Source organism: Pedobacter sp. GW460-11-11-14-TSB4 (assembly GCF_059423705.1).
Genome location: NZ_JBWKYI010000016.1, coordinates 1 through 23,710 on the forward strand (window position 1 = coordinate 1; position 23,710 = coordinate 23,710).

Annotated in this window: 19 protein-coding genes; 5 read left to right on the forward strand and 14 right to left on the reverse strand. The window is 38.9% G+C overall.

Features of this window, described 5'->3' with window-relative positions:
* Positions 1-73: 73 nt before the first annotated feature.
* The 5 genes from AC07YT_RS15800 to AC07YT_RS15820 form a co-directional block, all read right to left on the reverse strand.
* Positions 74-1,372, reverse strand: coding sequence for a PepSY-associated TM helix domain-containing protein (locus tag AC07YT_RS15800; RefSeq protein ID WP_086546545.1), 1,299 nt, complete (start codon positions 1,370-1,372; stop codon positions 74-76).
* Between the two features lie 41 nt (positions 1,373-1,413).
* A complete protein-coding gene (locus AC07YT_RS15805) occupies positions 1,414-2,661 on the reverse strand; it encodes a DUF4374 domain-containing protein (RefSeq protein WP_086546546.1) in 1,248 nt (415 codons plus the stop codon).
* A 17-nt stretch (positions 2,662-2,678) separates the two neighbouring features.
* The gene (locus tag AC07YT_RS15810) at positions 2,679-5,054 is read right to left on the reverse strand and encodes a TonB-dependent receptor (protein ID WP_086546547.1); all 2,376 of its coding nucleotides are present in this window, start codon (positions 5,052-5,054) and stop codon (positions 2,679-2,681) included.
* A 322-nt stretch (positions 5,055-5,376) separates the two neighbouring features.
* Positions 5,377-5,763 (reverse strand): LytR/AlgR family response regulator transcription factor, encoded by a 387-nt coding sequence (locus AC07YT_RS15815; protein ID WP_494945400.1) that lies wholly within the window; start codon positions 5,761-5,763, stop codon positions 5,377-5,379.
* A gap of 200 nt (positions 5,764-5,963) precedes the next feature.
* Complete coding sequence (locus AC07YT_RS15820; protein ID WP_494945401.1) at positions 5,964-6,641, reverse strand: competence protein CoiA family protein; 678 nt, start codon at positions 6,639-6,641, stop codon at positions 5,964-5,966.
* A gap of 188 nt (positions 6,642-6,829) precedes the next feature.
* On the opposite strand from AC07YT_RS15820, the gene AC07YT_RS15825 reads away from it, so the two are divergent.
* The 5 genes from AC07YT_RS15825 to AC07YT_RS15845 all read left to right on the forward strand — a co-directional run bounded on the left by AC07YT_RS15825 (position 6,830) and on the right by AC07YT_RS15845 (position 11,957).
* A complete protein-coding gene (locus AC07YT_RS15825; protein WP_086546549.1) occupies positions 6,830-7,048 on the forward strand; it encodes a DUF6965 family protein in 219 nt (72 codons plus the stop codon).
* A 236-nt stretch (positions 7,049-7,284) separates the two neighbouring features.
* Positions 7,285-9,372: a phosphate acetyltransferase gene (pta, locus tag AC07YT_RS15830; protein WP_086546550.1), complete on the forward strand. Its 2,088-nt coding sequence runs from the start codon at positions 7,285-7,287 to the stop codon at positions 9,370-9,372.
* A gap of 1 nt (position 9,373) precedes the next feature.
* Positions 9,374-10,570, forward strand: a complete 1,197-nt coding sequence (locus AC07YT_RS15835; RefSeq protein WP_086546551.1) for an acetate/propionate family kinase — start codon at positions 9,374-9,376, stop codon at positions 10,568-10,570.
* Between the two features lie 44 nt (positions 10,571-10,614).
* Positions 10,615-11,688: an aminotransferase class V-fold PLP-dependent enzyme gene (locus AC07YT_RS15840; protein WP_086546552.1), complete on the forward strand. Its 1,074-nt coding sequence runs from the start codon at positions 10,615-10,617 to the stop codon at positions 11,686-11,688.
* A 134-nt stretch (positions 11,689-11,822) separates the two neighbouring features.
* Positions 11,823-11,957, forward strand: a complete 135-nt coding sequence (locus tag AC07YT_RS15845; protein WP_478356723.1) for a hypothetical protein — start codon at positions 11,823-11,825, stop codon at positions 11,955-11,957.
* 342 nt (positions 11,958-12,299) lie between these two features.
* On the opposite strand, the gene AC07YT_RS15850 is transcribed toward AC07YT_RS15845, so the two are convergent.
* The 9 genes from AC07YT_RS15850 to AC07YT_RS15890 all read right to left on the reverse strand — a co-directional run bounded on the left by AC07YT_RS15850 (position 12,300) and on the right by AC07YT_RS15890 (position 23,555).
* Entirely contained in the window at positions 12,300-14,861 is a 2,562-nt protein-coding gene (locus AC07YT_RS15850) for a M1 family aminopeptidase (RefSeq protein WP_086546553.1), read from the reverse strand.
* Between the two features lie 11 nt (positions 14,862-14,872).
* Positions 14,873-16,057 carry an NRAMP family divalent metal transporter gene (locus AC07YT_RS15855; protein ID WP_086546554.1) on the reverse strand — a complete coding sequence of 395 codons (1,185 nt, stop codon included), beginning with the start codon at positions 16,055-16,057 and terminating at the stop codon, positions 14,873-14,875.
* A complete protein-coding gene (locus tag AC07YT_RS15860) occupies positions 16,054-16,815 on the reverse strand; it encodes a 5-oxoprolinase subunit PxpA (RefSeq protein ID WP_086546555.1) in 762 nt (253 codons plus the stop codon). The genes AC07YT_RS15855 and AC07YT_RS15860 overlap by 4 nt, the downstream gene beginning before the upstream one ends.
* A complete protein-coding gene (locus AC07YT_RS15865) occupies positions 16,812-17,816 on the reverse strand; it encodes a 5-oxoprolinase subunit C family protein (RefSeq protein WP_494945402.1) in 1,005 nt (334 codons plus the stop codon). The genes AC07YT_RS15860 and AC07YT_RS15865 overlap by 4 nt, the downstream gene beginning before the upstream one ends.
* Positions 17,813-18,553, reverse strand: coding sequence for a 5-oxoprolinase subunit PxpB (gene pxpB / locus AC07YT_RS15870; RefSeq protein WP_494945403.1), 741 nt, complete (start codon positions 18,551-18,553; stop codon positions 17,813-17,815). The genes AC07YT_RS15865 and pxpB overlap by 4 nt, the downstream gene beginning before the upstream one ends.
* Positions 18,554-18,687: 134 nt before the next feature.
* Positions 18,688-19,461 (reverse strand): GDSL-type esterase/lipase family protein, encoded by a 774-nt coding sequence (locus tag AC07YT_RS15875; RefSeq protein WP_086546557.1) that lies wholly within the window; start codon positions 19,459-19,461, stop codon positions 18,688-18,690.
* Between the two features lie 51 nt (positions 19,462-19,512).
* The gene (locus tag AC07YT_RS15880; protein WP_494945404.1) at positions 19,513-20,796 is read right to left on the reverse strand and encodes an ATP-binding protein; all 1,284 of its coding nucleotides are present in this window, start codon (positions 20,794-20,796) and stop codon (positions 19,513-19,515) included.
* Positions 20,797-20,889: 93 nt separating this feature from the next.
* Positions 20,890-21,783, reverse strand: a complete 894-nt coding sequence (locus AC07YT_RS15885; RefSeq protein WP_086546559.1) for a FimB/Mfa2 family fimbrial subunit — start codon at positions 21,781-21,783, stop codon at positions 20,890-20,892.
* 155 nt (positions 21,784-21,938) lie between these two features.
* Entirely contained in the window at positions 21,939-23,555 is a 1,617-nt protein-coding gene (locus AC07YT_RS15890; protein ID WP_086549338.1) for a Na+/H+ antiporter, read from the reverse strand.
* Between the last annotated feature and the right edge of the window lie 155 nt (positions 23,556-23,710).

Consider the following 23,710-nt stretch of genomic DNA (forward strand, 5'->3'; position numbering starts at 1 on the left):
AACCCGGACAAATGTCCGGGTTTTCTTTTTTAACAAATCGTCGTCATCCCGACTTTGCTCGAAATGACGAACCTTAGAAAACTTCTTCTACCTTTTTAACCGGAATTTTAGCCCTCGGCTTAAAACCTTCTGAATTATTTCCGGCTCCTGTTAAAACGGGTTCTTTTTTAGCTGGTTTTTTCTTGAATTTCCGTCCATACCAGATTAGAAAACCGGTTATTGGCAAACTTGCGCCAATTAACGAGGCTAAAAAAGCCAATACTTTACCCGGAAAGCCCAAAATACTTCCTACGTGAATGTCGTAATTCATTTTTCTGAGTTTACCGCCAAAACCAGCTTCTTCATATGCAATAGAATAAACACCTTCGCGCTTAAATTCTTTTAAAGTATGCTGATCGAAAGTATAACCCTGATTATTATAAAACTGCCCCGTATTCGGATAAACCGTAATATTGATCGTGGCTTTGGCTTTTGAAGTATCGGGAAAATTATAATAAAAACCTTCGGATTTTGGGTGACGGCGAATTACTTTCTCCCAGGCCAGATCCATTGCTTTCTGTGGGGTATAAAACTTACCAAGGGCTAAGGAATCTGATTCCAACCGTTGAAAATCGCCTAATTTATCACCACCAGAGGTTACCCAATATAAACCTTCACTGTACCACTTAATGCCGTAAACCATTCCGGTTAAGGCGATAAAAAGCAAAAAGATTAAAGAATAAAAGCCAAGCACATTATGCAGATCGAGGTTTACCCTTTTAAATGAGGCGCCCCACTTAATTTTGAAACTCTTATCGCGGGTAGATTTGTTCCATTTTTTAGGATACCACCAGATTAGCCCCGTGATTAACAACACCACAAATATCATGGTTCCGTAGTTAACGATAGGTCTTCCGATGGCATAAGGCAGCCACAAAAAACGGTGACCGTTGAGGATAAACCTAAAAAAATCTACCTCTCCTTTTTTATGAACTACGGTACTAATCACTTCACCGGTGTAGGGATTAATTTTCAAGATCGTTCCTCCTCCCCGTCTGCCTTCATCCTTTTTCCCCTTTAAGTTTAAACTAATTGCTCTTCCCTGCTGGTACTGGGCGTAAGCGGGTACTTTTGCAGGATAAAGTTTAAAAGCAATGGCGCTCAGCTGTGAGGGGCTAATTACCGGTTTATCTTGCTTTTCAATTTTGGTTTCAGGCTCCAATAAGCCTGTAATTTCTTCATTAAAAACCCAGATACAGCCTGTTATACAAACAATAAGAACAATGACGCCCGATATTAGGCCAAGCCAGAGATGAAGCCATTTGTTGATCCTCGTAAATAGTGAATCTTTATTTTTTTTCTTTGCCGGAATAGTTTTGTTTACCGTTGCCATTGTTCTGTTCGTTTAGTTTTTAGGGATGATTGGTATGAAGATTATTTTAAGTACTGAACGGCAGTAATCAATCCGCCTTCTACTTTTAAGCCTCTTGTAGCAGTTAGTGTAGCAGCATCTATTTTATATACATAGCTGGTACCGTCTTTTAAGTTAAAACCTACATAGGCCACCTTTCCATCTTTTGGTGTATAATTGTTGGTGGTGATGCTCGATATCGCACTTTCTGCAGGCAATCCGCTTACTTTTTTAAATGTTTTATCTACGACATTTAATACACCGATTGTTTTGCCCACTACATAAGCACCTTTTTCGGCTTTAAGTGATGCATTTACAATAAAATTATTATTCCCAATGTAAAGCCAGTTGGTAATGACATAACCTCCAGAAGCTGCTTCAAAATCAAGGAAATAAGTTAAATCGAATTCAGTTGTACCCGCTTTAATTTTGGTAATGGCTGAGGGTTTGGTAGAAGTAATTTTAGAATCTGTAAGTATATCGGTGGTTTCGGTATTGTCATCAACAGCCACTGAAGTAGAAAAAGCATAAACATCACCGTTTTCGACCAAACCTAGCCCATCTGTAAAATACCGGCCAATAAAACTTGTTCTGTCATCTTTAATTACCTTCTCTAACTTCATTTCGGGATAAGAATAAACAGCTATCCAGGCGGTGTTAGGGTATTTAGTCCAGAATCTGCTACCGTTGATACAAAAAAACGGTGCATAAACTTTATTTCCAACCTGTTTAATCCAGCTAAAATGTGCTATTTCCCCATTATTGGCAGGAGCTGTTGCATCGATGGTTCCTTCTCCGGCAATTAAAAGACTGTTTGTATTTACCCGATAAAAGTTTGCCAACGGAGTCGTTAAATTTCTCGGAATCTTTAACAATAGTAAATCATCGTTGACCGGCGCAAATGCCTGAACGGTTTCCGTTTGAAAATTTGAAAGTTTGTTTAATTTACCTGATAATATGTTATAAGTGGTTACTGCACCTGGGTTTCCCTGGCCGTAAAGCAAACTAAAGAATTTGTTGTTATGGGTAACATAATAGCGATAAGTTCCATCCTGCTCGATCCCATTACCGGCAGTAGAAATACTACCTTTTTCCAAATCACTGGCGGTAAGTAAATAATCTGCAACGCCAGTTGAAGCCACCGGCGTTACGGTAAGGATAAAATTACCAGGGTTATTAGGTATGCTTTCTCCTTCTTCTTTTTTTGAACAAGAACTAAGTACAGCTGCGAAAGCTAAAGCGATAAACGCTTTGGTAAAATTTGTTTTCATATTCTTTTTTTAATGGATTAATTATGGATTGTATTGATAAAATATCTGAGGTTCAGGTAGAATGCCCTGCCTGGCTTTTGTAAGCTGAAATTGTCGTATAAGGCAGCGTTGGTTAAATTTTTGGCCTCTAAACCAATGTTGTAACGTCCTTTTTTCAAACTGTAAACCAGATTTAAATCGTGATTAAACTGCTGGGCAATTTCCATTTTCGCTGCATCTTCGCCTCTGCCCCCACGGCTTGGCCAGTACAACCAGAAAGCATGTACGTACAATAAGTTATATCCAATGGTTAAATTATTGCCTTTGCCAACGTTCTTTAGTGAAACAGAGATATCTCCATTGCCATACAAATAAGGAATATTCGGCATCTGGTCGAGATAAACAGGACTTATGGTTGGAAGTAATTCTCCTGTATTCAGGTCTCGCTCGTATTTCTGCAGGTTTTTTAAATTTTGGTAGGTTAAAGTTGTACCCACACTTAACCAGTTTTTATAGGAATAACGGATTTCTGCATCCCCGCCTATAGTCCTAACTCCATCTCTATTATCTGCTACCAGTTTGGCCTGGTTCTGATTTAACCGGTTGTAAATAAAATTAGTTGCATTTCTATAGATGGCATTTGCGGAAATAGAGAAGTTATGATCTTTATTGATAACGAAACCGTAGCTGGTACCCAGATTGAAATTATCGCTTTGTTCAGGTTTCAGATTAGGATTAGCATCCTGATTTTCAACATCACCGAATATTTCCTGCGCTTCCGGCATCCGGTTCGTAAGCTCGTAAGAAGCCTTTAACTGCAGGTTTCGATTAACAAAGTAGCTTAGTGCAGATCCATAACCCATTTTACCTGAATTATTTGTGCCTCTGTTATTGCCGGTTCCGTTTACATTGTTTTGATTGATGTACTTACCAAAAACTGTTGCACTCCACCTATCCTTTACATCGAAATTGTAACCTAAGCCTAAAACATTTTTATTGGTTTTCTTTGGCCTTTCATATTCTGCATTTGTTGGGTTTAATTCATCACTACCCTTTCTGTTGAACGTACTAAATACATTACTTAGCGCTACTGATTGATGATCGTCTATTTTATAGTTTAACATGGTTGTTGCCAAACCATTGTTATTTTTGTATTTATATAAACTTCTGGCACGTTCGCCATTTGAGCCATTTGGTTTTGATGTTCCGTACCAATCGTACCTAACATTTAAAGTGTCTATATTCTGCTCATTACCTAAATTATAGTTGGCGTTAATGGTTACATCTAAACCTTTAATCAGGTTTTCCTTTTTATATTTTAGGGTAGGCATTAAGATATTACCTCTTCTATGCCAACCCCCAAAAACAGAAACCATTCTGGCACCGGTTTGTATTTCTTTATAATTCTGACCAACCGTAACACCCAATAAGAGTTTATCTGCATAACTTTTGCCCACCACACCTACATTGGCAATTAATGTTTCGTTATGATAGGTATCATGAAACCTTTTGAGCAAGGCATTTGGCGCATATGCCCCGGTCCAGATATCTGATGCTTCTACATTTACCTTATAATCATTATCCGAATAATTCTGGAAAGCATTTAATTGAACGGTTAGTCCGTTTTTTGAAGTAACGGCAGCATTAATGACGCTTCTGTGTGTGTTAAATGAACCAAAAGAGTAAGAAGCATCTATATAATTGCGGTAACGATCGCCCGTTACAATGTTAATGGCACCACCTAAAGCATCTGATCCGAGCCACATTGGTACCACGCCTTTGTACACCTCAATCCTATCTGCTACGTTAATCGGAATGTTGTTGATCTGGAAGGACGAACCAAAATTATCCATCGGAATACCATCGATAAAATACCGCACGTGGTTGCCAGAAAAACCATTTAGCGAAAGGTTAAAGTTTGAACCCACCCCTCCCGATTCTCTTACGCGTATACCCGCTACCCGATCTAAAGCACCAGAAATATCGAGTGTCGTATTGTAAAGTTTTTTGGCATCAACAGACGTTACGTTAAAGGCCTGCCTGTTTACTTCCTGATTTGCTGTTCTGCCGATTACGTTAACCGTCTCCATTTGCTCTGACGATTCGGATAAGCTAAAACTTAAAGTGCTTATCTCCCCATCAGTTACCTTAATTTCCTTTTTCTGCGTTTTAAAACCAATTGCAGTTACCTGTACGGTATAATTACCCACCGGAATATTAGAGAGTTTAAAATTCCCATTTGGACCAGTTAATGTAACGTAATTGGTTTTGTGGATTTTAACGGTAACGCCAGGAAGCGGATTTCCGTCGTTGGTTTTGATTTGCCCTGATATGCTCGATAGTCGATTTTGGGCTGAAGTAAAAATTACACAGGCACATAGTATGCCCAATAGCAAAATTTTCTTAATTTGCATGGCTTTTAATGGAGATTAAAGGTGAGCCGGATTTCCGGTTTAGCCACACGGGTCCGAACCGTGTGGCATTTTTATTTTCGGCAAATATAGCCTCTATTTAGATCAAGTCCAAATAAGAATTAGTAATTATTATGTTTTGTTAACCGCCTTTTTTGAAGATATCGGCTTACTTAGCTGAGCAACTGAGCATTACCAACCGTTTTTAATTGCTCAAAAAGCCCAGTTTATCTAGCGTAAACCCGGTATTGTAATAACCGTATCAGCCCCCAGGTTTCAAATTAGCAGCAGAGCTATAGATGAATTGGATTTAATGCTTTTTTAATTATCGCGGTGCTTCTTTTCTGAGAATGTCTTTAATCGCCGACTCTATTTTATGGTAAGTTATGGGTTTAACGATGAACTTATCACAATAAACGTTAAATGCATCAAGTGCATATTTTTCGTACGAAGTGACGAAAATGAGGTATCGAACATGATCGCGGAGCACTTTAGCCACATCTATTCCTGATACTTCCATCCCAATATCCAGGAATAAAAAATCTATTTCCCCTATCGCCCTAACGGCCAGAATAGCTTCGATCGGATCAGTATATGTTGCCACAACCGTTAGTGCTCCGGTTCGGGCGATAAAATTGCTTAAAATATCAATACTAAGCTGATCATCGTCGATAATGATACATTTTTGTTGAGGAGCGTTAAATTGTTGCATTATTAATATTTTTGAAAAAATAACCCAAAAAACATGCCCATTATTATTTAAATGATTCTCGTTTAGCCATATCATACAATTATTTTCAACCTGAGCAGTTTTAGCAGAAAATAAATAGTTCACCTCGCAAACCTGCATCCTGTAATTAATCACTTACGTGGTTGTATGGCAATTTCTGATAAATGCTAACTGATTTTAATTTAAATCTCTGGCGGGGTATGCCAATCGATAAAGGTTTTTCTACTCAACATTTTTAGATATGGGTAATTGCCATTTAACTGCTGACGTTGTTTTAGCTCATACAAAAAATGTCCACCTAAGTCTACAATAATTTTTGCAGTAGCCAGATACCACACACTATGGGGTTGTTTCCAGCAAAAAGAATATAGGTTTGAGGTGAGTTTAATTCCCTGAAGTTCGGGATGGTAAAAATTAAGTATTTTGGGGTTAGGCAGCCCCTGTATAATTTCTGCTTTTCTAACCATCGAAAGGTGATCGGAATGGCAGAACTCATAATCCTTCAGTTTCGGATCATCCACATCAGGCAAATGTTTCAATATTTTAAAGCCTTTAAATTTTTTACCGTTTAATACCCATATCAAATTTGGATAAAATGCCTCTCTGCTGTGCAGTTCGGCAGCTGTTATTGGAGAGTTTTGAAACTCAATGGTATAACCTGATGGGGTAAATATGTCTGCCCGGTGGATATCGGTATTGGCCGCATCGTAAAAGGCAACTTCCCTAAACGACGGTGGGAAGGCCAGCTTCCAATCGCGGTGCCATGCCGTTTCTTTACGGTAATATTCTTTTTTGAGTGCTGAAACATCCGGGATTATTTCAACACGATGAATATCTTTTCTTATTTCACTATTATCCATGCGCTTGCCACACCATTAAAAACAATTATTAGGGAAGCACAAATTTAAACTAAAATTCTTAGTACAGAAACAACCCAGGGCTATAACCTAACCATATTTTAAAATCATTATGATTGAGCATTAGGCAGATACCAGCTATCAAATAAATTTAATTCCGTCTGCTCAAAATAGAATGATAACTTTGCATTATGACCATCCAAGAAGTACAGCAGCTAGAAGAGTTTTTTACCCAGGCAGGAAAACAACAGGTGCCTATTTACCTCAACCAGGCTAATGTGATTACCGATTACGAGCACTTTTTGGAAAGTCATTTCATGCCCTTAAAACTCAATCCCGATGCAAAAGTGAATCTTCCGCTTATCCATCGTTTAAAGATGTTAAAACTCTTGATTGAATCAAACGCATAACGCCGCTATCCTAAAATCATATCCTATTGGCAACTAAAAGACCATTTAAGTCAGGCCAATTTTAGATCTTAATGATCACATCCGTAATTGACGATTCGCCTATAGATGGTATTTAAAGTGTAGAATAAGTAATTATTTTATGCCGTCTTTAAAACTTAACCTGCTTTAGTTTTTAAAATAAATATTTCCAACTATATTGGGCATAATTGGTTATTACTATACATTGATCCTTATTTATGACAAAAAATATATTCATTGCTTCAGCCGAACCCTATACCGGAAAATCAGTAATTGCATTCGGGATGATCAATATGTTATTGGCCAAAACGCAAAAAGTAGGCTATTTTAAACCGATTATTGCACAAGACGATCCCAATAAAAAGGATGAACATGTGGAGGCCATGCTGGATTATTTTTCGCTCCCTGTTAAATATGAAGATGCCTTTGCCTTTACCCGGCAAGAAATGTTGCATCAATCTGAAGATAGCGGTACCATTATCAATACCATTATCAGTAAATATAAAAAATTAGAAGACAACTATGATTTCACGGTAATTGAAGGAAGCGATTTCTTAGGCGAAGGCATGGCATTTGAGTTCGAATCGAACGCCTTAATGGCCAAAAACCTGGGTGCTCCCGTTTTAATTGTCGTATCCGGGAAAAATAAAACCGCCAGTCAGCTTTTTAAATCTGCCATCAACATTTACCGAAACTTCCTGTTGCGCGATGTACAGGTATTAGGCGTAGTGGCCAATATGGTCAATCCTGAAGAAGCAGATCGTATTAAACAGGCCTTAAGTAATCAATTACCCGCAGAACTGCTGATTGCCGTTATTCCAACTGAAACTGGTCTGCAAAGTCCAACGATGAAGGAAATTACACTGGCTTTAGGTGGCGAAGTGCTTTTTGGATCTGAACTATTGGATAACCAGGTCGACAATTTTGTAACCGGCGCCATGATGTTGCCTAATTTTTTAAGGCACATTAAAGATAACTTGCTTATTGTTACGCCTGGCGATCGTGGCGATATCATTATTGGTGCGCTTCAGGCCAATTTATCGGCCAATTATCCAAAAATTGCGGGTATTGTTTTAACTGCTGGCAGTTTACCCGATGAGCCGATTATTAAATTGATTGAAGGTTTACAGACCATTATCCCCATAATAGCGGTACAAAAAGGCACTTTCGAAACCACTACTACGATTGGCGGTATTCACTCGAATATCACCATCGAAAACAAGAAAAAAATCGCAGTGGCGATAGAGCTTTTCGAAAAATATGTCGACATTAAAGCACTTGATGATAAAATCATCACTTTTAGCTATCAGGGCATTACGCCGCATATGTTTCAATATCAATTGGTTAAATGGGCCAAACGCGATAAAAAACACATCGTTTTACCGGAAGGAAATGACGAACGCATTTTAAAAGCCGTGGAGAAACTCATTACCCAGGATATTGTAGACATTACGCTTTTAGGCGATCCAACCGAAATTACCAATACCATTAAAAGGCTTGGATTAAATCTGGATACCAATACGATAAAAATACATAACCCGGGACAATCGGCTCATTACAATGATTATGTAAATACCTTACATGAATTGCGAAAAGCCAAGAATGTAAACCTCGAAATGGCCAGAGATATGATGACCGATGTTTCTTATTTCGGCACAATGATGGTTTATAAAGGTGATGCCGATGGCATGGTTTCGGGTGCCGTTCATACTACCCAACACACCATCCGGCCTGCTTTACAGTTTGTTAAAACAAAACCAGGTGTATCGGTAGTTTCATCCATTTTCTTTATGTGCCTGCCCGAACGGGTGGCCATATTTGGCGATTGTGCGGTAAACCCCAATCCTACTGCTCAGCAGCTGGCAGAAATCGCAATTTCTTCAGCCGAAAGCAGCGCAAAATTTGGCATTGAGCCACGCATTGCCATGTTATCTTATTCTTCCGGCACATCAGGCGAAGGTGAAGATGTAGAACGCGTAAGAGAAGCTACGGCCATCGTAAAAGCAAGGCATCCGGAATTAAAAATTGAAGGTCCGATACAATATGATGCTGCTGTAGATCCATTAGTGGGTAGACAAAAATTACCAGGTTCTGAGGTTGCAGGCAGGGCGAGTGTATTGATCTTCCCCGATCTAAATACAGGTAACAACACCTATAAAGCGGTACAGCGTGAAACCGGCGCATTAGCCATTGGTCCAATGCTGCAAGGCCTAAATAAACCAATAAACGATTTGAGCCGTGGCTGTACGGTAGATGATATTTTTAATACCGTTGTAATTACAGCAATTCAATGTCAGGATATTTAATATGAACATTTTAGTAATCAATTCGGGAAGTAGCTCTTTAAAGTACCAGCTTTTTAACATGCCTGAAAAAGCGCCGCTTTGCAGCGGCCTGGTAGAGCGTATTGGCATTGAAGGCTCCTTTATTAAACATAGCGTTTATCGCAATAACGAAAAGTATAACATTGAACAGTCTGGTTTTATTGCTAACCACGGTGAAGGTTTAAAACAGGTGTTAGCTTTACTCACTGAAGGGGAATATGCAGTAATAGCCAGTCCTGATGATATTGCGGCTGTTGGCCATCGTGTAGTGCATGGAGGCGAACATTTTACAGGTGCAACCCTTATTACAGACGAGGTAAAACATCAGATCAAAAAACTGTTTTCACTTGCTCCGCTGCATAATCCGGTTAATTATAAATGTATTGAAGTAGCCGAGCAAACTTTTGTAAATGCTAAACAAATTGCAGTATTCGATACGGCATTTCACCAAACCATACCGGAACAGGCTTATCGTTATGCGATTCCGGAATGGTATTACAAAGAACATGGCATCAGGGTATATGGATTTCATGGCACCAGCCATAAATATGTAAGCGAACAAGCCATTAAATGGTTAAATAAGGCTGAAAGTAAAATCATCAGCATACACCTAGGTAACGGCTGCAGCATCACAGCCATTAAAAATGGTAAATCGATAGATACCAGTATGGGATTTGGCCCGCTAAGCGGATTAATGATGGGCACACGCTCTGGAGATATCGATCCGTCGGTTATTTTTCATTTAATGGAACATTCAGGATATACTTTAGAGCAGTTAAGTACCCTGGTTAACAAACAATCAGGACTTTTAGGTGTAGGTGGCTCAAGTGACATGCGCGATATCAGAAAAATGGTCAGCGAAGGAAATGCAGCTGCAATTTTAGCATTAAAACTGTATGCTTACAGGATCAAAAAATTTATTGGCGCTTATGCGGCTATTTTAAATGGTATAGACGCCATTGTATTTACAGCAGGTGTGGGTGAAAACGACAGCAATATGCGTGAGGCCGTTTGTTCAGCACTCGATTATCTGGGTATTGAATTAGATCCAAATCAAAATGCAGCCTACCATGGAGCGTTGAAAGAAATTAATAAAACAGGCGCTAAAGTAAAAATCCTGGTTATTCCAACCAACGAAGAATATGAAATTGCCCATCAATGTTTTGAGCGGCTAACTTGACGCCTGAATTATTTTTTTAATACAGAATTCTTTTAAATTTGAGCATGAACCTATTTTTCCCGATCCTCAAAGAATATACTTACCTAAACACCGCCAATTCGGGCATTTTATCGACCAATCTGGCAGCATGGAGAACTCAACATGACGAAGCATTTATTGCTGGCGGAAGCATTTTCAGAATGGAAAATCTGCCGGTTATTACCGACCTCAGAAATAATATAGCGAAGCTTTTTGGCTCAAAACCAGACAATACTTATCTCGTTCAAAATTTTTCAGTCGGTTTCAATATCTTATTGAGCGGATTGGATAAAAGTCATCGTTTTTTACTTTTAGAAGAGGAATATCCATCGGTAAGTTATCCGGTAATCAGCATGGGTTTCGATTATCATAGTATAACCATCGATGAAAAGCTTGAAGAAAACATCATTAACGCCATTGAGAAGTTCAAACCTACTATACTGGCGTTTAGCATGGTACAATACATTAGTGGACTTAGGATGGATGATGATTTTATCCGGAAACTAAAAAACACTTATCCTGATCTTTTATTGGTTGGCGATGGCACGCAGTTTTTGGGTACTACTGCTTATGATTTTGAAAAAACGGGTTTAGACGCGTTGATTGGCAGCGGATACAAATGGCTTTTAGCAGGCTATGGTAATGGCTACGCATTTCTTTCTGATCAGATGAAAGATGCGGTCTTCACCAAAAACAAATTGGCCCAACTGCCAACAGCACCATTTTTAAAAGGAAAAGATCATTTATCGATGTGTTTCGAACCTGGCCATTTAGATACCCTAAACTTCGGCACCTTAAACGAAAGTTTAAATTATCTTAGTTCATTTGGCTTTGATTGGATTGAAAAAACCACGCAAACGCTTTGTAATCGGGCCAGGCTGGAATTAAATTCCAGAGGATTAATCCCTGACTGGACGCTTGACAGGAAGTATCAATCGACCATTATGAGTATGCCTTTAGATCAAAAAACAGTGGATAAACTTGCTGCTGCCAAAATACTTTGTTCGCCAAGAGGAGCCGGTACAAGGATTTCTTTCCATTATTACAATACAGAAGAAGACTTAAATCATTTACTACAGGTCCTGGATGACCAGAGTTAAGTTATTTTCGGAGTGATTTTTCCAATCGTAGGTGTAAACGCTGCTACTCAATTAAAAAAGTTACAAACTATATTCTAAAATCGACGTTAGATAATGGTAGACATTTAATTGACAAACATTAACCGCAGCCTTATATGCAAACTCAAACAACAGAAAATACGAACCTTACCGTTTTGATCCAGGATGATGCTTCAATTGAAGATAAAAGAGACATTTTATTAAACAGTTTATTAGACGACCTAAATAGTCAAACAGAATCTTTCAATTAGTGCCACAACCCATTATTATTTGGTAGAGAAGGTTAACGTTTCTAAGCACGATTCCAAAAACTCAGATGATCTCAGGTGGCTTAGGTGGTAAAATACACTGCCTCATTTAAAAGTATCCTAAACATTAAGAAGTGAAGAACATTAGCGAGCTCACCGCAGGTAATTCATTTCAGGATTTATTTTGCAGGAAAGATGCTGAAATAAATTCAGCATGACGATTACTCGTAAAAGAAAAGGGCAAACAAATTCATGTTTACCCCTTTCAATCTAAATTAACGCTCTCGCGACAAAAGTATAAATTCTTCTTAAACCTGTATGTAACAAATTTATTTACATTGGCGCTTAATGTAGAATGACCTGTGCCCGGCGAAGATTATCTGTTGTCTGCAAAATTTTATCCCTTAATTTTGAGTTGTAAGCAGGATGTGATTTTAAGAAATCCTGTACCACTGCATTTGCTTCTTTGTTGTTATAACTGGAAAAAATAGCAGCCAGCCACGATTGCGGAAAAAATATATCCCCTGTTTTCTGTATTTCTTCCAATAAATCTAAACTTTCTTTCAGATAATGAATAGCTGTTTTTTGCCTGATGGGATGATGCAGATAAGATAAAGCCGTAGTTACCCAGGCTTCTTTCTGACGGTTTTTCCGGTCTTTTAAAGCGTTAAAGAATTGACCTCTTTCCTTCACATCTAAAGATAATGCGGGCATTAAATAAATCAACCGATTTCTACGGTCTTCATTTTTGGTCCTTTCTAACTGCGCTTTCAGGATGGTGTTTGCGGTATCAGTTTTAAGTGCCAGTGTTAAAGCCATTGCATTATAATCATCCTCTAACAATTTAATTCCATTTGGTGCAGTTTGCCTGAACCAGATATCATACATGCGTTTCCCGGCATCGGCACTTAAATACACATTTTGATAAGCATTGAACAAAATCTTCCTGTTATTTTGCATTGGCTGCTGCTCCATTGCATTCCATATTGTTTTCTCCACGCTTTCATACATACCATTCCGTACTTCAGCAGTAAGAAAAGTCCAGTAAATATTAGTGAGGTATCCCGTAATCAACCTAAGGTTCATTTCATTTTTTTCAACTGCCAATCCCTGTAAAAACACTGTTAAAAGCGCTTTAGGCTTATTACCTTTGCCCGAAAGCATATTTTCATAGGCATTGATATAAGCCGATGCACGTTCTAAGGGATCCTCAAGATGATAAAGATTTGCCATCATCTCCTGATCGATTGGGAAAAGGCCATATCCGGCACCGTTTGCATTAAATAAAATATACTTTGGTTTTGGAAGACCTTTTGCCTCCATTAAATCTGTTTTAGCAGTCTTCGCGCTGACCACCAAAACCTTGCTATAGGTTGGGTAAACCAGCTTAACCGTGAATGATTGTGGCCATACCCTGGCTTGCCCCATCTCACTGTTTTGATTTAAGCTTAAATTACTTATTTTATCTCCATTGTATTTAATATCATAACTAAAAACTGGTCTGCCAGGTTCATTTACCCATACTTTATTCCAGCTCAGGAGATCACTTTTACTGTATTTACTTAAAATGGCGATCAAATCATTCCAGGTAGCGTTGCCATAACTGTATTTTTTCAGGTATTCCCTTATTCCCTGCTGAAAATTCTCCTTGCCCATCAGTAACTCCAATTGACGCATCATAATGGGTGCTTTATGGTAAATTATGTTTCCATACATCGATCCCGCTTCCTGTAAATTATCCAGTTGCTGTCGAATGGGGTTAGCGCCCAATGTTCTATCTACCCCATAAGCTGCCGGATAATGGTCTTGTAAAAACTTAAGGTCGAAAGTAGACTTGCCCATTAATTTTTCGGTTACCTTATCGGCCATAAAATTGGCAAAAACCTCTTTCATCCAAACGTCGTTAAACCATTTCATAGTGACCAGATCGCCAAACCACATATGTGCCGTTTCATGCGAAATCAGATTTGAACGCGAAATAAACTGATCTTTAGTTGCCCCCTGATCTAAAAACAATGCGGATGCCTTATATTGTACTTCTCCAGGGTGTTCCATACCACCAAACTGAAAATCAGGAATGCTGACAAAACCTACTTTCTGGAAAGGATATTTTATCGCTGTCCAGTCTTCTAAAAAATCGATGGCATCGCGATGTGCGACAAAAACAGAATCTACACTGAATTTAATTTTCGCTGAATCCGTTTCCCGGTGTAGAAATTCCATTTTATTATTTTTCATTTCCCGGTTTATCAGGCTGTATTTTCCTGCCGTAAAAGAGAATAAATAGGTGGGTAATTTATCCGAATTATTGAAATGGTAAGTGGTCGAATTGCCTTGTACCAGTGAATCTTTTTTAATCGCATTAGCCATTACCTTCCAGTCAGTTGGAACGGTTAACGAAAGTAAAAAGTTAGCCTTTAAATCAGGCTGATCAAAGCAAGGAAATACAGTTCTGGCATGATCAGGAACAAAGAGCGCATACAAAAAATCTTTATTTCTGTTTAATGATTCGTTACCAGCAATGAATTCGATTTCAACATGGTTATTCCCGACTTTTAAATACTCCTGTTTTACCAGGATATGTTCTGCTTTAAAATCGACTGGTATGGTTTTTCCATTAACCGATATTTGTTTTATGTGATCTAAATCCTGCTTAAAGTCGACCTGTAGATCAATTAACTTATTTAACTTAAAATCAATAGTTTCAGTTGATTCTATTAATGCATTCTGTGCTGTCGGTACAGTAAAATGAAGCTTGTATTGAATATTACTTATTGTTGCGCTTCTGGCGTTAGCCAATGTTAGAGAAACTCCCGGTTCTACGGCCACTGGTTTTGTACGCTGCTGCGCAAAACAGGTAACACTCAACAGTTGAAATAAGCAAAAATATTTAGTAATCGTATTCATTTTATAAAGATTTATTCTCCGTTTATCATTTGTATAATGGTGCCATAACTCATCCAAACCATGGTTAATACCACCGCTAAGCCGGTTAAGGTTAACCAAAACGGTTGTTTGTAATTTGCGATAATTTTGATTTTATAAGCAGCAATAAGCATAATACCCAGTGCAATAGGTAAAATAAATCCATTAATGGCGCCTACAGTAAGCAGTATTTTAACGGGTTTACCAATCAGGATAAAAATAATGCAGGAGATGGATATGAAGGCAATGATAATCTCTCTGTTAAACTTTAAGATCATGGGGTGAAAACTCTTAATAAAAGAGATGGAGGTATATGCAGAGCCCACAACCGATGAAATCCCCGCAGCCCATATCACTACACCAAAAATTTTATACCCGATTTCGCCGCTGGCCAGTTTAAAAACCGAAGCTGCCGGATTGGATGGATCTAAAGTAAAACCTTTACTAACTACCCCTAAAGCCGCAATAAATAACAATAAGCGCATAACAGATGCGAGTCCGATGGCGCTTAGTGCACCCTTATTTACGGCGCTTAAATTCTGGATTCCGGTTTGTCTGGCATCCAATAAACGATGTGCACCTGAAAAAGTAATATAACCGCCAACTGTTCCACCAACTATGGTTAATACTGCTGTAAAACTGAATTGTGTAGGATTTACAGCCCTTAATGCGGCTTCTGCCAATGGCGGCGAACTGGTGTAGGCTATAATTAAGGCGAGTACAATTTTAATCAGCCCCATGGTTTTGGCAAAAACATCCATCGCCTTACCTGCTTCTTTGTAAATAAAAATGCCAATTGCCATAATAGCACTGATAACAGCACCCTGACCTACACTAATGCCGAATAACACATTTAGTCCTAAACCAGCACCTGCAATATTACCAATGTTAAAAGCCAGACCACCTAAAAAAACCAGAAAAGAAATAAAGTAACCCAGGCCTGGAAATACCTTATTGGCGATATCCTGAGCAGGTTTATCAGCAACGGCAATAATCCGCCAGATGTTCAACTGTGCAATGGCATCTAATACGATGGATAACAATATCACAAACGCAAAACTCGCCCCCAACTGTTGGGTGAAAACGGCTGTTTGTGTTAAAAAACCAGGACCAATAGCCGATGAAGCCATTAAAAAAGCAGCCCCTAAAAGTACACTCCAGTTGTATTTTGGCTTCATATTACCTGGGCTTTAATAACAATACCTTCTTTTTTTAATCGCTCCGCTATTAATTTAGCAAAAGCAACAGCATGTTCACCATCGCCATGCAAACAAACCGTTTCGGCCCTGACTGTGATACGATTTCCACTTGTACTCCGTACTTCCTGCTTTAAAGCAAATCCCAAAACCTGATTTACAGCCTCTTCTTCGCTCGTAATTAAAGCATTGTCTGCAGAGCGTGGAGTCAGTAATCCATCATCCTGATAACTACGGTCGGCAAAAACTTCGGATGCGGTTATTATGTCCACTTTTTCAGCTTCCTCAATCATCTTGCTACCTGCCAGAGCATACAAAATCAGACTTGGATCGAAATCGTAAACAGCCTGTACAATGGCTTTTGCTAAACTACTGTCCTTTGCAGCCATATTATATAATGCACCATGTGCTTTAACATGATGTAATTTGCTGCCTGCAGCTTTTACAAAAGCACTTAATGCACCAATTTGATATAAAGTAAGCTGATAGGCTTCGTTTGCAGTAATCTTCATTTCTCTGCGACCAAAACCTTGCAAATCGGGCAAACCCGGGTGCGCACCAATGGCCACCCCGTTTTTTAAGGCTAAAGCGACCGTTTGCTGCATTACAGCCGGATCGCCGGCATGGAAACCACAGGCAATATTTACCGATGAAATATATTCCATCAGTTTTTCATCATTGGGCATAACATAATTCCCAAATGCTTCTCCCATGTCGCAATTAAGGTCGATCATTTTCATGTTTTAATATATTTTAGGCTTATGGCCGTGGTAATCAATGATAAATCGCGTTCCCGTTCAAGGTAAAGTTCTTCTGCCTCATCTCTCGAAATTTCGGAAAAGTGAATGGCATCACCAGGTTTTAACTGTGCACATAAAGGCAAATCGACTGCTGCAACATGGGCAATACGCGGATAACCACCTGTTGTTTGACAATCGGCCATGAGTATAACCAAATCGCCACTTCCGGTTACCTGAATAATCCCGGGTGTTACTGCTGTACTGAGCAATTCCTGTTTAACCCTCCTCACCAATGGTTTTCCCAATAAATGATAACCCATGCGGTTACTCCTTCTGTCGATGGTATAAAAATTGGTTAAAAATGAAATAATGGATGTGGCATCAAACCAGCTGATTTCATTGGCGAGTACAACCCTAATGGTTTGCCTTTTCTCTGGCAGTAAACTTTCGCGTGAAATACGCCAATTTGGGTAGATTAACGACCGGTTGATTAATTGTTTTATTATCCCATTCGATACTTCATTAAGAATAGTACCACTGCTCAAAACATCGGCTTTTCGCAATGCTCTCCCTTTAAAGCCGCCAAAAGCAGCAGTAAGATAGGTGCTTCTGCTTTCCATTACATCCGGCACCTCCCATCCACCAGCAACAGCCAAATAGGTACGCGCACCAATGGTGTTACTGATGAGCTTTATAACCGAACCTGCCGGAAAAAACAATGGCTTTTCTGCAGGCATTAACTCATCATTGTAAATCAAAAATGCACCATCGCCAGAATAAGAAAGCAGAACAGGTGTTTCAGCTTTAAATGAAGCATCAGCATAAGTAAACTCGATGGTAGCATGATGATCATCGTTACCAACTGCCTTATTGGCCAGACGGTGCGACAGCTCATCCATCGCCCCCGAAACAGGTACAGCCTGCGAAAGGTATCGGTACCGGCCTAAATCCTGAATGGTGCTTAACAAGCCTGGCTTAATGATGCTAATTTTCATACTCATATTTCAGCGTAAGCATTAAACTCATCTATACCAATGGCTTTAAAAGTAACCTGATCACCTCCCTTTAAAAGGGATGGTTGAGAACGGTTTACCTCAAACATCTTTAATGGGGTTTTGCCGATAATCTGCCATCCACCCGGGGTTTCCAAAGGATAAATACCCGTTTGATGGCCTGCAATACCTACAGATCCAGCGAGTATTTTAGCACTGGGAATTTCTTTTCTGGGGGTGGATAATCTCGCATCCATACCACCCATGTAGGCAAAACCTGGCACAAAACCGATCATAAAAACCATGTACTGTCCGGCGGTATGTATATCGATTACCTCAGTTTCGGTCAGGTTATTGGTGCGGGCAACCGTTAAAAGATCCTGGCCAAAATCGCCGCCATAACAGACCGGAATAACCAGTTTATCAGCTATTACACTCGATTTTTCTCTTTTTGTTTGTGCAATTTTATTTAAATGTGCCGATACCTTATCGAAACAAGCCTCGCCCGGAAGACCTGATAACATCACACTTAGCGGATCAAAAAACACAGTTAATGTGGTATAAGCCGGAACTGTGGTAATTAAACCAGCAAAAGGATTTTGTAGCAGCAACTGATTAAAATCGGTAATCAGGCTCAATAAATCGTTGTCAATGGCCGTTCCGAACGTTAAGGTAACCGATTTTTCGCTCAACCCGTAAATTTTCATGGGCAGGTTTGTTCCAAAATATCCTACCTGGTCACTCATATAAAAACAGAAAGGATTTAATCATAAATGATCTTCATAAAACGGGGTTTGACAACTAACTGCTGCTATAAAAATGACTATATAATATCAAAATCGCAAAGATTTATGAATATTGGCTAACCCAGCCCATGGGATTAAAAATTTTTCTTTACCACCCGTTCAATGGCTTTGCCCCAAAATTCGCCTAAAGATACTGCACCTGATTTATTTGGATGCAGGTAAAAAGTACCCGCCTGCCCCTTTTCTGGAATCAGCTCGGTTAGATGGTGTTTTTTAAAATAAGCAAAAGCCTTTTTATCCCCCACGAAAACATGTTTGGGTTTTGTTAAACGGTAACTTGTAACAAGGCTATCAATTTTTGGAATGTAAGCCTGCACTCTCGATAAGCCCTCTTGCAAATATTTTGAGCTATTATAAGTATTTGGACTATACCAGATAGGGTGCTGTAATACCACAATAGCCTTTGGAAAATCGGCCAATAATTTCTCTATGATGGTTTTTACATTTTCGATATACCGATCAGGTGAAACGGGAGCCCCATGTGGTCCCTGGATAGCGCTATCGTTGGTGCCGAGCTTTAATGAAAAAACCAGTAGTGCTTCTTTATTGGTAAATGCATTGGCTGCTTCTTCAACTTGATTAAAAGTGCGGCCTGCGCCAGGTAAAAAATCAAGAGTGGTGTAACCGCTATGGCCCTGATTGCTGAATTTAACCTCGTTTATTCCTTTTTGTCTAAGCAGATAAGCAACGGCTACCGCAGGTGGGGCATCAGCAGGATTAGCGAGCTGAACACCTTGAGTGATACTATTGCCAATAAAAACAATATTAAGGTTACGCTCTTTTTGCTGTGCGAACAGCAATGGGGTATTCATGAGTAAAATGCTGATCAATAACAGGAATCTTTTCATCTAAAGTTGTTTTTATCGGCAACAAATTACTAAATACTTATTAATTTCAATCTAATTTTGTGTTGATTCAAGGCCTTTTATCAACTGCAATAACTCATGTTTTTCTTCAGCCTCTAATTCTATCCGGCCATTAAACATTTCAAAAATCTCATCACGTAGGTTTGAGCGCATTAAAAGATCGATCAGGCGTACCAAAGTTTTCTTCTGATCGGTATTTAAACTGCTAAACAATTTGGGTTCAATTTCATATAATGCCTTAATCAAATTAACCAGGGCTGGTTTCCTTAATTCTTTTTCCCTTTCGGTGGCATAAACCGGAAAGATCTCTTCCTGTTCGTAAGTTTCAACCAAGCGATTGGCATACTCTTTTAAAAATGGTTTACGTTTACCTTTAAGATATTCTGTTAGTGCTTTAATTACAAATCTATATTCGGCCGAAGATTTAGCGGCACCAAATATGGCTACCTGTCCTTCATTTTCGAAACTCTTAAAATCGAAATCACGAAAAAAATCACTTTCGATGTAAACACTATGGAAATAATCGTCGCTCTTTTTATTTAAGGTAGTGTAATCCTTATAAATTTCTTCTCCTTCGGCTAAAAAATAATATTTAGACAGTTCTTTGTGCAAATTTTCTTTCCAGTGCACATATTTAATTTTAAAAGTAACGGCCGTATCGAGATAAAAAAGATTAAACTCTTCTAAGGTTTTAACATTGCTGCTAAAATCTAATGTTTCGCCATTTACAATAATTGAATAATTTTTATGCTTATTCAATTCAATAAACCAACAGAATTCGTTTATCAAAAAAGGAAGTACCGTTTCTTCCATATCTTGCAGGCTGATCCTCAAATTGGCAAAAGAAACTGTTGTCCCGGTCTCACCAACACCAGTCGGGGCAGCAGTAAAATCGTGGCTATAACTATTTAAACCACCAGTGCTAATTTTTATTTCACCATAACGAAAGCCCTGCGCTGATTGGTAAGTGGTATGCCAAACGGCATCATGCGCAAAGGTAAAAAACGTAAGTCTCCCTACCCCGTTACGGCCATGCATTTTAGAAGTATGCTTGGGCGCCACAATCTGGATAGATTTTTCAGATTCAAAAAAGGGATCGAATTTTTGCTGTAAACGATCAAAATTGATTCCATATCCATTATCAGCAATGGTGAGCTCCTCCAAAAGACCAAGCGGATTGGCTACATAATCTACGCGTATGGTATTTGCATTGGCATCAAAACCATTCCAGATGTATTCGGCAATGGCTTGCTTTTCATTATAGTTTTTAAGTACCTTTTGTATTCCCTTTGAAGTGATATTAACCTTTACCGACATACTTACTAAATTAATTAGCAAATATATCATTATATTTTAATCATTTAGAGGCTTGCTTATAACGAGTTATAAACACAGCATGAAATGGCCGGTTTAAAGTGTTACAAGTGTAGTATCAGCCAGCCATTTATCATTAATCACAAAGCTAAACCCAACTTTCCCAATAGGTTCCAGTAATTTGCCCTTTACCACCGTTCTTTTATTTTTATAAACCGGAACAGAAAGCGAGCGCCTTCTTCCACCACCGCTCACTTCAATTTCCAAAGGTTTATCGGTACGGAGAATATAAATACTAATTGGGCCTTTTGTGTTATTTACGATATAACCAAAATCATTTTCAATACTGCCAAATGATGTTTTTGCGGCAAACAGATAACCTGTTGCTTCATTATTTACATCAACTTCGTAATTGGCTACATCTTCTACAAGCACTTCCAGCTTACCCACAATCCTTTCCATATTTAAATTAATAGTCTGATTGGCATTTATGGTGTTCATAATGGTTGCTACAAACGTATCATCTGTTTTGTATAATTTTTCGGATGGAGACTGATTAGGTTGCCAATATTGCATATTTCCCTCATTAAAAGGCAAAATAACGGTATTGGTAGCACCCTGATAAAATTGATTAATGCCAAATAACGACCGAGAACCGATAGCCACAAAATTATAGGTATTAAGCGGAAGGTCTAAACTAAGTTCCCCAAAATTAGGATCGGTAGCGAGCTGGGTAACACGGGTATACTCTTGTCCGGTAAACGATTGATAAACCACAATGGTTAACTGTTTAATCAGGTCTTTAAGCGGGGCATTTACCGCATCCCCTGCCGTTCCCAGATCATTATTAGCCCCCGTAACCATAAATTTTACAGTTTGTTTTTTGCCTCCTTCTTCCGGATGTTCATTAATATTTTTCTTACACGAAAGCATTGCCAGGCTGGCAAGCATCAAAAAAATGAGTCTTTTTAAAAAGTAATTTGTTTTCATAGCTTTATTTCATCAGATAAACGACATCCGAAATTACAGCTATGTAGTGTAAACATGTATGTGTAACACCGCACAATGTGGGCACATTACGCGACTATGATTACACATTTAATTGGATAAAATTGAGCAATGGTACCGTAAAGAGAAGCTGATGTTTAGGCATCCCGCTGACTAAAATGCCGGCGAAGTTTTTCTTCTTCCAGATCGAGCAGCTCTAACTGTTCTTTGATCAGTTCATCATTAATCTGCTCTTTTTTGTTTAACCCTTTCAATAAAATACGCTGTTCAGCCATGATATCTTCAAGTGCAACGCGATAATCGTGGTAAAAGCCCTCAGCCCGTGAAATGTTTTCTTCTTTTTCCCAATCCCGCAACAATTCCATTTCTGCCTCAATACGAATTTTTATCGATCTGATCATATCATTATGCAATAAGGCATCGTGGTATTTTTCATCCAGGATCTTAAGTGATAACATGGACAATTTCTTTCTCACCATTTGTTTTTGTTGTTCGAAAGAAACTGTATAATCCGGATCGGGCATATCTACCCATTTTATTAATGCTGGTAATGTTAAGCCTTGCAAAACCAAAGTAACCAATATCACACTGAAGGTAATAAACAAGATTAAGTTACGCTGGGGAAAAGCTTCACCCGACTTTAAAGCCACCGGAATAGAAAGTGCTGCAGCCAAAGAAACCACCCCTCTCATTCCTGCCCAACCAAAAAGCAAAGGTGCTTTCCAGCTTGGATTTGGATCAGCTGTGGTGATATAACGGCTAATGAAACGTGTGAAGTATAAAGCACCATAGGTACTGGCTAACCTGGTGACAATTAAAACCGTGCAAATAATAGCGCTATAGCGGATGGCGGGTAAAAGGCCATCATTACCCAGGCCATGAATAATAACCGGAAATTCTAAGCCAATTAATAAAAAAACAAAGCCATTCAATACAAAAGCCACGGCTTCCCAAACATTTATGCCCTGCAGCCGGCTCCTATGGGTCAAAATACGGTCTCTGCGGGCCGAAAGAAACAAACCTCCACTCACTACCGCCAATACACCAGAAAACTCAAATTCCTCTGCAGTGATGTACATGACATAGGGCGTTAAAAAAGTAAGGATAATATCAATATTGGTAGTGGTAGGTAACCACCGGTGTAGCGCGTAAAAAACTAAGGCCACCGCAATTCCGATCAAAATGCCCATTACAATAACCAGCACAAAATTACCTGCAGCCTTACTAAATACGAAACTTCCGGTCATTACGGCTGCTAATGCAAAGCGGAATACCACCAAACTGGATGCATCGTTTAGTAAACTTTCGCCTTCTAATATGGTGGTGAGCCTTTTAGGTACTTTAACATTTTTAAGTATGGCCGATGCGGATACGGCATCTGGTGGAGAAATAATGCCACCTAACAAAAAGCCCAGGGCCCATGTAAAACCTGGTATCAGGCTTTGAGAAATTAGCGCTACAATACTGGAGGTAAAAATAACAATTGGAAAAGCAAAACTGCTGATTACCCTACGCCATTTCCAGAAATCTTTCCACGAAGTATTCCATGCTGCCTCATACAGCAACGGTGGTAAAAAGATTACAAATATGAGTTCTGGTTCAATTTCAATGTTGCGAAGGATCGGTAAAAAACTTAATGCTAAACCGGCTATGACCAACACAATAGGATATGCCACACGGATTTTTTGTGCCAGCATGACAACAAACAGAATAATTGCAAGTAAGAAAGCGTATTGTATAATGAGTTGATGCATAAAATTTCTGGCTTGGTCTAAAATACAAATTTGATCTGAATGCCAAACCATTCGGATTATGTTCTTTTTTGAGATAAAATTTGGATTTACTGTTATAAAGCTATAATTTCTCCCCTGTAATAAGTCATCCCTGCTTTTTTACATTGGTTTAATTA

Coding starts and splice junctions, on each gene's coding strand:
- AC07YT_RS15800 (WP_086546545.1), bottom strand. CDS start 1,372: ATGGCAACGGTAAACAAAACTATTCCGGCAAAGAAAAAAAATAAAGAT.
- AC07YT_RS15805 (WP_086546546.1), bottom strand. CDS start 2,661: ATGAAAACAAATTTTACCAAAGCGTTTATCGCTTTAGCTTTCGCAGCT.
- AC07YT_RS15810 (WP_086546547.1), bottom strand. CDS start 5,054: ATGCAAATTAAGAAAATTTTGCTATTGGGCATACTATGTGCCTGTGTA.
- AC07YT_RS15815 (WP_494945400.1), bottom strand. CDS start 5,763: ATGCAACAATTTAACGCTCCTCAACAAAAATGTATCATTATCGACGAT.
- AC07YT_RS15820 (WP_494945401.1), bottom strand. CDS start 6,641: ATGGATAATAGTGAAATAAGAAAAGATATTCATCGTGTTGAAATAATC.
- AC07YT_RS15825 (WP_086546549.1), top strand. CDS start 6,830: ATGACCATCCAAGAAGTACAGCAGCTAGAAGAGTTTTTTACCCAGGCA.
- pta (WP_086546550.1), top strand. CDS start 7,285: ATGACAAAAAATATATTCATTGCTTCAGCCGAACCCTATACCGGAAAA.
- AC07YT_RS15835 (WP_086546551.1), top strand. CDS start 9,374: ATGAACATTTTAGTAATCAATTCGGGAAGTAGCTCTTTAAAGTACCAG.
- AC07YT_RS15840 (WP_086546552.1), top strand. CDS start 10,615: ATGAACCTATTTTTCCCGATCCTCAAAGAATATACTTACCTAAACACC.
- AC07YT_RS15845 (WP_478356723.1), top strand. CDS start 11,823: ATGCAAACTCAAACAACAGAAAATACGAACCTTACCGTTTTGATCCAG.
- AC07YT_RS15850 (WP_086546553.1), bottom strand. CDS start 14,861: ATGAATACGATTACTAAATATTTTTGCTTATTTCAACTGTTGAGTGTT.
- AC07YT_RS15855 (WP_086546554.1), bottom strand. CDS start 16,057: ATGAAGCCAAAATACAACTGGAGTGTACTTTTAGGGGCTGCTTTTTTA.
- AC07YT_RS15860 (WP_086546555.1), bottom strand. CDS start 16,815: ATGAAAATGATCGACCTTAATTGCGACATGGGAGAAGCATTTGGGAAT.
- AC07YT_RS15865 (WP_494945402.1), bottom strand. CDS start 17,816: ATGAGTATGAAAATTAGCATCATTAAGCCAGGCTTGTTAAGCACCATT.
- pxpB (WP_494945403.1), bottom strand. CDS start 18,553: ATGAGTGACCAGGTAGGATATTTTGGAACAAACCTGCCCATGAAAATT.
- AC07YT_RS15875 (WP_086546557.1), bottom strand. CDS start 19,461: ATGAAAAGATTCCTGTTATTGATCAGCATTTTACTCATGAATACCCCA.
- AC07YT_RS15880 (WP_494945404.1), bottom strand. CDS start 20,796: ATGTCGGTAAAGGTTAATATCACTTCAAAGGGAATACAAAAGGTACTT.
- AC07YT_RS15885 (WP_086546559.1), bottom strand. CDS start 21,783: ATGAAAACAAATTACTTTTTAAAAAGACTCATTTTTTTGATGCTTGCC.
- AC07YT_RS15890 (WP_086549338.1), bottom strand. CDS start 23,555: ATGCATCAACTCATTATACAATACGCTTTCTTACTTGCAATTATTCTG.